The organism is Rhodocyclus purpureus (assembly GCF_016653115.1).
Lineage (GTDB): Bacteria > Pseudomonadota > Gammaproteobacteria > Burkholderiales > Rhodocyclaceae > Rhodocyclus > Rhodocyclus purpureus.
Genome location: NZ_NHRX01000034.1, coordinates 137,411 through 148,414 on the forward strand (window position 1 = coordinate 137,411; position 11,004 = coordinate 148,414).

The window sequence follows — 11,004 nt, forward strand, 5'->3', positions numbered from 1 at the left end:
CGTAACTCGCCATGACCATTAGGTGAAGTTTCCGGGGAGTATGCCGTCATTCGGGCCTGCCGGCCCTCCCACGAGAGGGCGATGCTGCGCGAGGGGTGTCGTGGGGCGGCGGCAGCCGCGAACGGTCGCGAATGTGTCGCCAAGGGCGTGATTGAAGCACCGAAGCGCCTGTCGAAGCAAACTGCGTCGGCAAACTCGGGCCGGGGCGTCACGCCAGCGTCCTTCAGTGCCTGCCGAGCCGCCGCTGCAGCCACGCGGCGGCGGCGCCGAGCAGCACGAAGCCGGCCATGCCTGCGGCGAGGCTCTGCGTCGATCCCCACAGGAGCGGCGCGACGAGGCCGGCGACGAGGGCGTTGAAGCTCGCCTGCAGGAAGGTCTGGCAGGATGCGGCGAGCCCGCGTTTTTCCGGGTAGGGGTCGAGCGCGTAGAGCGTGAGGATCGGCATCGCCAGCGACATCCCGATCGTGTAGACGAATATCGGCGCGATGCTCCACGGCAGGCCCGGCGGCAGCGCGAGGCAGAGGACGACGTTGGCCATCGCCGCCGCCGCCATGATGAGGTAGGCGACGTTGATCGTCCGCTCGCGCGTCACGCGGCCGGCGATGCGTCCGGAAATCCAGGAACCCGCCATCAGCCCGCACATCGCCGGGCCGAACAGCCAGAGGAAGGCCGTTTCCGGTAGTTCCAGGTGGCGCATCAGGAACACCGGCGCCGACAGCACATAGACGAAGAAGCCGCAGAAGTTGAACGAGAGTGCCGCGCAGGCGCTGAGGAAGGGCGGTGCGCTGAGGACGCTGCGATAGGCACGCCACAGGTAGCTGGGGCGCATCGATTGCCGCCGCTCGGGTGGCAGCGTTTCCGGCAAGAAGCGCCAGCAGACGAGCGCGAGCAGCGCCGTCAGCGCGACCAGGAACAGGAACACCGAGCGCCAGCCGAACGCCGCCTGCAGCCAGCCGCCGATCACCGGCGCGACCGCCGGGGCGATCGCGAACATCATCGAGATCCGGGCCATCAGGCGCTGGGCCTCGGCGCCGTCGTAGAGGTCGCGCACGATCGCGCGGCTGACGACGATGCCGGCGCCGGCGGTGATCCCCTGCAGCGCGCGCAGGAACCACAGCACTTCGATCTGCGTCGCCAGCGCGCAGCCGGCCGAGGCCAGCGCGAACAGCGCCAGCGCGGCGAGGATCACCCGGCGCCGCCCGAGCGCGTCGGCGATCGCGCCGTGCCACAGCGTCATAAGCGCGAAGGGCAGCAGGTAGGCAGTCAGCGTCTGCTGCACCTCGATCGGCGTCGCCGCGAGCGAGGCGCCGATGTCGGGGAACGACGGCAGGTAGGCGTCGATTGCGAAGGGGCCGATCGCCGACAGCGCGGCGAGCAGGACGGCGATGCCGCGCGGTGGCGGGGTGCGGGTGGCTGGCAAGGGCTTCTCGGGAGTTCAGTCGTGCGCGAAGCGGCGGTACTGCACCGCTTCGGCGATGTGCGCGGCGCCGATTCCGGCGTCACCGGCGAGGTCGGCGATGGTGCGCGCGACGCGCAAGACGCGGTGATAGGCGCGCGCCGACAGGCGCAGGCGCTCCATCGCCTGGCGTGCGAGCGCGGCGCCGGCCGCATCCGGGCTGCAGTGCCGGTCGAATTCGGCGCCTGCGAGCAGCGCGTTGCTCGTTCCCTGGCGCTCGTGCTGGCGCTGGTGCGCGGTGACGACGCGTGCGCGCACCAGCGCCGACGATTCTCCGTCGGCAGGCCCCTGCAAGGCCGCGGCGTCGATCGCCGGGACTTCGATCTGCAGGTCGATGCGGTCGAGCAGCGGTCCGGAGAGGCGGGAGCGGTAGCGCGCGACCTGGTCGGGCGAGCAGCGGCAGCGCCCGGAAGGATCCCCGGCGTGGCCGCAGGGGCAGGGATTCATCGCCGCAACCAGCTGGAACCTTGCCGGAAACTCGGCCTGGCGAGCGGCGCGCGAGATGTGGATGCGTCCGCTCTCCAGTGGTTCGCGCAGCGCTTCGAGGACGCGCCGGTCGAACTCGGGCAACTCGTCGAGGAAGAGGACGCCCTGGTGCGCGAGCGAGATTTCGCCCGGCCTCGGCATCGTCCCACCACCGACCAGCGCTGCCGCCGAGCTGGTGTGGTGCGGCGAGCGGAACGGCCGCTGGCCGAAGGCTTCGGGCCGGAACTGCCCGGCCAGCGACAGGACCGCCGCCGATTCGAGCGCGGCGTCGGCGTCGAGCGGCGGCAGGATTCCCGGCAGGCGCGCGGCGAGCATCGACTTGCCGGCGCCTGGCGGTCCGGCGAGCAGGAGAGAATGGCCGCCCGCGGCGGCGATCTCGAGCACGCGGCGCGCGCGTGCCTGGCCGCGCACGTCGGCGAGGTCGGGGATGCCGACAGCAGGGTCGGTCGAGCCCGGCGCGTCGTCGCGGCGCAGCACCTTGAGGGGCTTGCGACCGGTGAGGTGGGCGCAGATTTCGAGCAGGGTGTCGGCGGCGAGCACGGTCGCTCCGGAGAGGACCGCCTCGCGGGCGCTGTCGGTGGGTAGCACGAAGCGGCGGCGCACGCGGCCGGCCGCGAGGGTCATCGCCAGCGCGCCGTGGATCGGCCGCAGCGCACCGCTCAGCGACAGTTCGCCGGCGAACTCGTAGTCGGAGAGCGCGCCGATCGGCAGCTGGCCGGAAGCGGCGAGGATGCCGAGCGCGATCGGCAGGTCGAAACGGCCGGACTCCTTGGGCAGATCGGCCGGAGCCAGGTTCACGGTTATATGCCCATCGGGCAGCTCGAAGCCCGAGTTCTGCAAGGCAGCGCGCACGCGGTCACGCGCCTCGCGGACTTCGACGTCGGGCAGCCCGACCAGGGTGAAGGCGGGCAGCCCGCCGCCGAGATGGACTTCGACTGCGACTTCCGGCGCAGCCAGCCCGTCGAGGCTTCGACTATGCAGGACGGCGAGCGACAAGGTCGTTGACTCGGTCGGCGATGCGGTCGGTGACGCGGTAGGGGGACCCGGTGCGCGGCTCGGCAGACCTTCAGGAAGGCGGCGGGTGGAGCAGGCGGGGCGACTCGCGTGGCGCTGCGCGCGCCGTGTCGGCCGCGCCGCGGCTTCAGGCGGCCGGGTCCTGGCGCTGCGCCGGCGCCTTTTCCAGCGCCTCGATGCGCGCTTCGAGCGCCTTCAGCTTCTCGCGCGTGCGTAGCAGCACCTGCTGCTGGATGTCGAATTCCTCGCGGCTGACCAGGTCGAGCTTGGAAAAGAATCCGGAGAGCATGGCCTTGGCGTTCTTTTCCACGTCGGCAGCCGGGGTGTTGGCGATGAGGGCGCTCAGACGGGCGCCGAATTCTTCGAATTTCTTGGGATCGAGCATCACGATGGCCTCGTTGCGGAATGCGCCGGAGTTTAGCACAGCGGCTGCAGCGCCCCGCCTGCTCCATGCTGTGCGTGAGGCGGCGCACCGCCAGGGTGCGGCGCAGTCCCCGGGTGCGCCAGCGCGGGGCACCGGTCGCGAATCCGGCAGTTAGCGGAACAACGCCACGTGCCTGTTCGCGGCTGCCCCGCTCCCACTCAAAGCCCTCCTGCGGCAACGGATGCCGACCGCCGGAGGGCCGTAAGGCCCGAATCTGGGATCTCCCGGGCGGTGGGTTCATGTCAGGAGCGAAACCTGGCACGGCTAATGCTATGGAGAAGCTGCCCGATTTTTTCAATCAACAAGGAGCGTCAAATGAAAAGAACCCTGCTCGCTGCTGCGCTCTGCGCCGCGTTCGCTGCCCCGGCAGTCTCCTTTGCCGCACAGGAAGAGGCGAGCCCGCTCACTGCCAACATCGGCCTCTTCAGCAGCTACCGTTTCCGCGGCATCGACCAGACCTTCGGCAAGTCGGCGCTGCAAGGCGGTTTCGATTACGCGCATGCGAGCGGCTTCTACCTCGGCAACTGGAACTCGAACGTCAATGAGGGCGCTGGCTATCCGGGCGGCAATCTGGAGATGGACTTCTACGGCGGCTACAAGACTTCCTTCGGCGACTTGGGGCTCGACCTCGGTGCGATCTATTACTACTACCCGGGTAGCGAAGCCCGCGGTGTCAGTGGCGGTGCCAACAACGGTACGGTAGACAACAAGGAAGTCTATGTCGGCGCTTCGTGGAAGTTCGTTTCGCTGAAGTACTCGTACGCCGTGGACGACTACTTCGCGACCCGCGCTCCCAGCGGTGAGAAGACTCGCGGTACCAGCTACCTCGACCTGTCGGCGAATTACGATCTGGGCAATGGCTGGGGCGTGAACGCCCACGTCGGGCGCCTCGACTACAAGAATTTCTCGAATGCCGACTATACCGACTGGAAGCTCGGCGTGACCAAGGACGTGAATGGCTGGATCGTTGGTGTGGCCTATGTCGGCACCAACGCCAACGGCAGTTGCCCGTGGACGACCAGCAATCCGTACTGCTTCGCGAACAGTGTGGACAACGGCAACAACGCCTCGGCAGATGCGAAGTTCAAGGACGCCGGCCGCGGCATCGCCGTCGTCTCCGTCAGCCGCACGTTCTGATCGCAGCCACCGGGGAGGGCCTGGCCTTCCCCCTTCAGGAGCCTTTCATGAAACTGGTAACCGCCATCATCAAACCGTTCAAGCTCGACGAAGTCCGCGAGGCGCTGTCGCCGATCGGCGTGCAAGGAATCACGGTCACCGAGGTCAAGGGCTTCGGCCGGCAGAAAGGTCACACCGAGTTGTACCGCGGCGCCGAGTACGTCGTCGATTTCCTGCCCAAGCTGAAGATCGAAGTCGCCGTGCGCGACGACATCGTCGAGCACGTGATCGAGGCCATCGAGCACTCGGCCAGCACCGGCAAGATCGGCGACGGCAAGATCTTCGTCTTCGATCTCGAACAAGTCGTCCGCATCCGTACCGGCGAGACCGGTATGGACGCCCTCTGAGGAGAGCCCCATGAGACGCCTTCCTGTCCTTTCCGGACTGCTCGCCACGCTGGCGAGCAGCGCCGCGCTCGCCGAGCCCGCAATGAGCATCGACAAGGGCGACAACGCCTGGTTGATGCTCTGCGCGGCGCTGGTCATCCTGATGTCGATTCCCGGTCTGGCGATGTTCTACGGCGGCATGGTGCGCGCCAAGAACATGCTCTCGGTACTGATGCAGGTCTTCGTCACCTTCGCGCTGATCAGCGTGCTGTGGGTCGTCTACGGCTACTCGCTCGCCTTCAGCGAGGGCTCGGCCTTCTTCGGTTCGCTCGACAAGCTGCTGCTAGCCGGCATCACGCCCGATTCGATCGCTGCGACCTTCTCCAAGGGCGTCGGCGTTTCCGAACTCGGCTACGTCGTCTTTCAGGGCGCCTTCGCCGCGATCACCTGCGGTCTGATCGTCGGCGCCTTCGCCGAACGCATCAGGTTCGCCGCGGTGCTGCTGTTCATGCTCATCTGGTTCTCGTTCTCCTACCTGCCGATGGCACACATGGTCTGGTACTGGGCGGGTCCGGACGCCTACAGCAGCGCCGCCGCGGGCGAAGCAGCGACGGCGAGCGCGGGCTTCCTGTTCCAGAAGGGCGCGCTCGACTTCGCCGGCGGCACCGTCGTGCATATCAACGCGGCCATCGCCGGCCTGGTCGGCGCCTGGGTGATCGGCAAGCGCATCGGCTACGGGCGCGAGTCGATGGCACCGCACAGCCTGACGACGACGATGATCGGCGCCTCGCTGCTGTGGTTCGGCTGGTTCGGCTTCAACGCGGGTTCGGCGCTCGAAGCCAACGGTGCCGCCGCGCTGGCGATGGTGAACACCTGGGCGGCGACGGCGGCGGCGACCTTGTCCTGGATGGCGGGCGAGTGGCTGTTCAAGGGCCGGCCGTCGATGCTCGGCGCCGCCTCGGGCGCGGTCGCCGGCCTGGTCGCGATCACGCCGGCGGCCGGCTTCGTCGGCGTCGGCGGCGCGATCTGCATGGGGCTCATCGGCGGCCTCGTCTGCCTGTGGGGCGTCAATGGCCTGAAGCGCCTGCTCGGCGCCGACGACTCGCTCGACGTCTTCGGCGTGCATGGCGTCGGCGGCATCGCCGGCGCGATCCTCACCGCGGTCTTCTGCGACCCCGCGCTCGGCGGCACCGGCGTCTACGACTACGTCGCCGACAAGGTGGGCGACTACGACATGGTCGCGCAGCTGATCAGCCAGTGCTGGGGCGTCGGCACCGCCATCGTCTGGTCGGGCGTGGTTTCCCTGGTCGCCTACAAGCTGGTCGATCTCTTGATCGGTCTGCGCGTTCCCGAAGAAGAGGAGCGCCAGGGTCTCGACATCAGCGCGCACGGCGAAAGCGCCTACCACCGCTGATCTTCTCTGGGGACAGTATGGTTCATGCTGTCCCCGTCGTTTTAAAACAGCGTGTTACGCAGGAATTTGCCCCTCTGTTGCCGTCCGTTTAAAGACAAGTGAATAGGCTATAAAGAGCGCAGGCGTCGCCTTCCGCGGCGCCGGGGCGGCGGCTTCCGCTGCGAGGCTGCCGGCGAGTTCGTGCCGGCCAGGAGGGCAAAGCCATGGACAGCGCACAGTTTTCTCACTACCAGGATCTGGCGATCCAGTACGCCAGCGACTTCGGCATCAAGATCCTCGCCGCCATCCTCTTCTGGGTCATCGGTCGCTGGCTGATCAATCTCGCGGTCAGGCTGGTGCGCAACGGCCTCGAAAGGCAGAAGGTCGATCTGACGGTGCAGCGCTACATCGGTTCGATCATCACCGTCACCCTGAACGTGCTGCTGGTGGTCGGCATCCTCGGCTACTTCGGCATCCAGACCACGACCTTCGCGGCGCTGATCGCTGCCGCGGGTGTCGCCATCGGCCTCGCCTGGTCGGGACTGCTCTCCAACTTCGCCGCCGGCGCGTTCATGGTCGTGCTGCGCCCGATCAAGGTCGGCGACTTCGTGAGCATCGGCGGCCTGACCGGAACCGTCGTCGAAGTCGGGCTCTTCTCGACGACGATCGACACCCCGGACAACGTGCAGACGATCATCGGCAACAACAAGGTCTTCTCGGAGACGATCCAGAACTTCTCCGTCAATCCGTACCGCCGCGTCGACCTCAAGGCGCAGCTGTCGGGCGCCGCTGACCACCGCGCGGCGATGCAGCTCCTGCGCGACAAGGTCGGTGCCATCGCCAACGTGCGCGCCGACCCGCCCGTCGATGTCGAGATCCTCGAATTCAACCTGCTCGGACCGGTCGTCGTCGTCCGTCCGTACTGCCACAACGATCACTACTGGCAGGTGTATTTCGACACCAACCGCACCATCAAGGAAGCGCTCGAAGAGGCCGGCTTCCCGGCGCCGATGGCGGCACAGAAGCTCACCGTGACCCAGGTTTCCTGATCCCCGGGCTCTTTTCACCGGCCGCCGCCCCCCGCAGCGCCGGGCTCGGCGGCCGCTGCCTGCACGGACGGCGTTCGCGCGCAGAGCCGCCGCCGGGCTGCGACGGTGTCTTTGCCTCTTCATCTGCCCCTCGTCGATCGCGTCGGGTACAATACCGCCCCTTCCAGAACGCTTTCCTGTCCGGGGTTTACCGTGCTCGTCGCCAACAACATCACCATGCAGTTCGGGGCCAAGCCCCTGTTCGAGAACGTCTCGATCAAGTTCGGCGAAGGCTACCGCTATGGCCTGATCGGCGCCAACGGCGCCGGCAAGTCGACCTTCATGAAGATCCTCGCCGGCGTGCTCGAACAGAGCGCAGGCAACGTCTCCAAGGATGCGCACGAGCGCATGGCCTACCTGCGCCAGGACCAGTTCGCCTACGAGGACAAGCGCGTCATCGACGTCGTGATGATGGGGCACGAGGAGATGTGGGCGTGCATGGTCGAGAAGGACGCGATCTACGCCAACCCCGAGGCGACCGAGGAAGACTACATGCACGCCGCCGAGCTCGAGGCGAAGTTCGCCGAGTACGACGGCTACACCGCCGAAGCGCGCGCCGGCGAACTGCTGCTCGGCGTCGGCATCCCGGCCGAACAGCACTACGGCCCGATGAGCGAGGTGGCCCCCGGCTGGAAGCTGCGCGTGCTGCTGGTGCAGGCGCTGTTCGCCAAGCCCGACATCCTCCTGCTCGACGAGCCGACCAACAACCTCGACATCGACACCATCCGCTGGCTCGAGCACGTGCTCAACGAGCGTGACTGCACGATGATCATCATCAGCCATGACCGTCACTTCCTGAACCAAGTGTGCACGCACATGGCCGACCTGGACTACGGCAAGATCACCATCTACCCGGGCAACTACGACGACTTCATGGAAGCGTCGACGCAGGCGCGCGAACGGCAGCAGAACGCCAACGCCAAGGCCAAGGAACGCATCGCCGACCTGCAGGACTTCGTGCGCCGCTTCTCGGCCAACAAGTCGAAGGCCAAGCAGGCGACTTCTCGCCTGAAGCTGATCGACAAGCTGAAGCCCGAGGACGTCAAGCCTTCGTCGCGCCAGTACCCGTGGATCCGCTTCGACTACGACGAGAAGGAAAAGCTGCACCGCCAGGCAGTCGAGATCGAGCGCCTGTCCTTCGCCTACCCGGGCAGCGACCGGAAGATCTTCAACGACTTCGACTTCACGCTCAACGCCGGCGACCGCGTCGCGGTGATCGGCGAGAACGGCGTCGGCAAGACGACCTTCCTCAAGCTCTTGATGGGCGAACTGCATCCCGCGCACGGCACCATCAAGTGGGCGGAAAAGGCGCGCCCCGGCTACTACGCGCAGGACCATTCCGCCGCCTTCGACTCCGATCTCAGCCTTACCGACTGGATCGCCGGCTACGCGCGGTCGACTGCCGCCGACGGCGAGGACGTCGAGACCTTGATCCGCGGCACGCTGGGCCGCCTGCTCTTCTCGGGCGACGATGTGAGGAAGGCCGTGCGCGTCATTTCCGGTGGCGAGCAGGGGCGCATGCTCTTCGGCAAGCTGATGCTGCAGAAGTCGAACGTGCTGGTGATGGACGAGCCGACCAACCACCTCGATATGGAATCGATCGAGTCGCTCAACACCGCGCTCGACAAGTTCAAGGGGACGCTGGTCTTCGTCTCGCACGACCGCGAGTTCGTCTCCTCGCTGGCGACGCGCATCCTCGAAATCCGCATGGACGGCAAGCACGTGAACTACCTCGGCACCTACGAGGAATACCTCGCCAGCCGCGGGATTGACGACTGATCGCAAGGGTGGGAGCGGCGGCAGCCATGCTCTCCCGCCTCTGCGCACTGATCCTGCATCTGGCCGGCTGGCGGATCGTGTTCACCCCACCGCCGGGGCCGAAGTCGGTGGTCCTCGTCTATCCGCACACTTCGAACTGGGACTTCGTGGTCGGCATGCTCTGCCGCATCCACACCGGCATCTTCATGCACTGGACCGGCAAGGACACGCTCTTCCGCTGGCCCTTGAAGTCGATCTTCCTGCGCCTCGGTGGCGTGCCGATCAACCGGCGCGAGCGCACCGGGATGACCGCACAGCTGGCCGACGCCTTCGCCCGCAACGACAGCTTCCACATCGCCTTCACGCCGGAAGGGACGCGCAGCAAGACCGACCACTGGAAATCGGGCTTCTACCGGCTGACGCTCGCCGTCGGTGTCCCGCTCGGCCTCGGCTTCATCGATTACGGCAGGCGGCAGGTCGGCGTCGAAAGCTGGATCACGCTATCGGGTGACGAGGAAGCCGACCTCGCGCTGATCCGCGCCTACTACGCCGACAAGCGCGCGCTCTACCCGGAAAAGGCCGGCGACATCCGTTTCCGGCAGTAGCTATTTGCGTGGGGCCCGATTCGGGCCTGCCGGCCCTTCCACAGGAACTTGCTGCGGGAGCGGTTGTCTTGGGAGCGGCGGCAGCCGCGAATGGCATCCTGACAAGTTCAGGGCGAACGGAATATTCAAGTGCCGGCTCACTTCGCCTTCGCCGCGCGCTCGGCATCGCGTTTCGCCCGCTCGGCTGCGCGTTCGCGCCTTGCCGCTTCCTCGGCCTCGGTCTTGCGTCGACCGGCCTCGGCCTGCGCTTCCTTGTTGCTTTGTTTGCGTTCGCGTGCGGCGGCGCGGAGTGCTTCCTCGGCGCGATAACGCTCGGCCTGTTCGCGCTGCTCGACGGCGCGGCGCTCGGCGTCGAGCGCGCGCTGCGCCTCCTTGGCTGCCACTTCGGCGCGCCGGTGCTCGCGTTCCAGGTCGCGTGCCCGTTGTTCCAGCGGACGCGCTTCGAGGTTGGCACGGGTCCATTCCTTCTTCGCGTCGTCCAGGCAGGCATTGACCAGGAATTTCTGGTAGCAGGTTTCCTGTGCCGCCGCGTAGCGCGCGTCGGCCTCGCTGTGGATCGCCTCGGCACGCGCGCGCAGCGCCTGCGCCTCTTCCAGCATCTCCGCCGTCTGCGCCGTCTGCGCCGTCTGCGCCGTCTGCGCCGTCTGCGCCGCGGCGGAGCCGGTCGCGCCCGCCGGCGCCGCGCTGCCGTTCGTCGGCAGATCTCCGGCCGCTGCGGCCGGTAGCGCCGTCGTCGCCATCAGGATGAGCGCCAGCAAGGCCATGCGCGTGCCTCCTCCGTGCCCTGGTTTCAGCTCTCGTCTCAGCATTTGCCCCATTGTCGAATTCTCCTGATCCTCACCGTTCGCCGGCATCGGCGCGGCGAGGCCGTAAAATAGCACTTTGCGCCGGAATCGGGATTCTTCGCTCGTCTGCCGCGAACGTGTTCGCCGGGCGCCGCTGTGCAAGCCACGCTGTGCAAGCCAATCCCGCGGCTACCGCGCCGATTTTCGATCCTGCCGAACTCCCGGCACCTAAACCCTAGCTGCTGACAGTCCTTGCGAGTTGCCTCCCCGAAGAATGAAACGCGCCCATTCGCTTCAATTCCGTCATGGCCCTGGGCGCTGGATCGCCACGTCCTGCGGGCTCGCGATGACTGACGCTTCGCCATCCCGTCATCCTATGCTTGATCTGCCTCCCCGGAATAGACGTATTCTAGGAGTGCATGGAGAGGGGCTGAGACCGTAACCGTCATGGGCCACACAGGCTGTTCGCAATGTGGGTCGCCCTTTCCGACCA

The 11,004-nt window shown here is 67.0% G+C and carries 10 protein-coding genes; 6 read left to right on the forward strand and 4 right to left on the reverse strand.

Annotated features, from left to right (window positions below):
• Positions 1 to 223: 223 nt before the first annotated feature.
• From CCR84_RS07135 to CCR84_RS07145, 3 genes are all read right to left on the reverse strand, one after another.
• Positions 224 to 1,420, reverse strand: a complete 1,197-nt coding sequence (locus tag CCR84_RS07135; protein WP_201210885.1) for a multidrug effflux MFS transporter — start codon at positions 1,418 to 1,420, stop codon at positions 224 to 226.
• 15 nt (positions 1,421 to 1,435) lie between these two features.
• Positions 1,436 to 2,938, reverse strand: coding sequence for a YifB family Mg chelatase-like AAA ATPase (locus CCR84_RS07140; protein WP_201210887.1), 1,503 nt, complete (start codon positions 2,936 to 2,938; stop codon positions 1,436 to 1,438).
• Between the two features lie 145 nt (positions 2,939 to 3,083).
• On the reverse strand, positions 3,084 to 3,341 hold the full coding sequence (locus tag CCR84_RS07145; protein ID WP_201210923.1) for an accessory factor UbiK family protein: 258 nt from the start codon (positions 3,339 to 3,341) through the stop codon (positions 3,084 to 3,086).
• Between the two features lie 354 nt (positions 3,342 to 3,695).
• Here CCR84_RS07145 and CCR84_RS07150 point away from each other — a divergent pair, with 354 nt between their 5' ends.
• The 6 genes from CCR84_RS07150 to CCR84_RS07175 all read left to right on the forward strand — a co-directional run bounded on the left by CCR84_RS07150 (position 3,696) and on the right by CCR84_RS07175 (position 9,726).
• The gene (locus CCR84_RS07150) at positions 3,696 to 4,517 is read left to right on the forward strand and encodes a TorF family putative porin (RefSeq protein ID WP_201210890.1); all 822 of its coding nucleotides are present in this window, start codon (positions 3,696 to 3,698) and stop codon (positions 4,515 to 4,517) included.
• Between the two features lie 47 nt (positions 4,518 to 4,564).
• Complete coding sequence (gene glnK / locus CCR84_RS07155) at positions 4,565 to 4,903, forward strand: P-II family nitrogen regulator (RefSeq protein WP_201210892.1); 339 nt, start codon at positions 4,565 to 4,567, stop codon at positions 4,901 to 4,903.
• A 10-nt stretch (positions 4,904 to 4,913) separates the two neighbouring features.
• Positions 4,914 to 6,296 carry an ammonium transporter gene (locus tag CCR84_RS07160; protein WP_201210897.1) on the forward strand — a complete coding sequence of 461 codons (1,383 nt, stop codon included), beginning with the start codon at positions 4,914 to 4,916 and terminating at the stop codon, positions 6,294 to 6,296.
• Positions 6,297 to 6,499: 203 nt separating this feature from the next.
• Positions 6,500 to 7,324 carry a mechanosensitive ion channel family protein gene (locus CCR84_RS07165; protein ID WP_201210899.1) on the forward strand — a complete coding sequence of 275 codons (825 nt, stop codon included), beginning with the start codon at positions 6,500 to 6,502 and terminating at the stop codon, positions 7,322 to 7,324.
• A gap of 192 nt (positions 7,325 to 7,516) precedes the next feature.
• Entirely contained in the window at positions 7,517 to 9,142 is a 1,626-nt protein-coding gene (locus tag CCR84_RS07170) for an ABC-F family ATPase (RefSeq protein WP_201210901.1), read from the forward strand.
• A 26-nt stretch (positions 9,143 to 9,168) separates the two neighbouring features.
• Positions 9,169 to 9,726 (forward strand): 1-acyl-sn-glycerol-3-phosphate acyltransferase, encoded by a 558-nt coding sequence (locus tag CCR84_RS07175; protein WP_201210903.1) that lies wholly within the window; start codon positions 9,169 to 9,171, stop codon positions 9,724 to 9,726.
• Positions 9,727 to 9,863: 137 nt separating this feature from the next.
• On the opposite strand, the gene CCR84_RS07180 is transcribed toward CCR84_RS07175, so the two are convergent.
• Positions 9,864 to 10,490 (reverse strand): hypothetical protein, encoded by a 627-nt coding sequence (locus CCR84_RS07180; RefSeq protein ID WP_201210905.1) that lies wholly within the window; start codon positions 10,488 to 10,490, stop codon positions 9,864 to 9,866.
• Positions 10,491 to 11,004 lie beyond the last annotated feature (514 nt).

What these genes read in the sequence shown, in the direction of transcription:
- CCR84_RS07145 (WP_201210923.1), bottom strand. Translation starts at nt 3,341, where the DNA reads ATGCTCGATCCCAAGAAATTCGAAGAATTCGGCGCCCGTCTGAGCGCC.
- CCR84_RS07150 (WP_201210890.1), top strand. Translation starts at nt 3,696, where the DNA reads ATGAAAAGAACCCTGCTCGCTGCTGCGCTCTGCGCCGCGTTCGCTGCC.
- glnK (WP_201210892.1), top strand. Translation starts at nt 4,565, where the DNA reads ATGAAACTGGTAACCGCCATCATCAAACCGTTCAAGCTCGACGAAGTC.
- CCR84_RS07160 (WP_201210897.1), top strand. Translation starts at nt 4,914, where the DNA reads ATGAGACGCCTTCCTGTCCTTTCCGGACTGCTCGCCACGCTGGCGAGC.
- CCR84_RS07165 (WP_201210899.1), top strand. Translation starts at nt 6,500, where the DNA reads ATGGACAGCGCACAGTTTTCTCACTACCAGGATCTGGCGATCCAGTAC.
- CCR84_RS07175 (WP_201210903.1), top strand. Translation starts at nt 9,169, where the DNA reads ATGCTCTCCCGCCTCTGCGCACTGATCCTGCATCTGGCCGGCTGGCGG.
- CCR84_RS07180 (WP_201210905.1), bottom strand. Translation starts at nt 10,490, where the DNA reads ATGGCCTTGCTGGCGCTCATCCTGATGGCGACGACGGCGCTACCGGCC.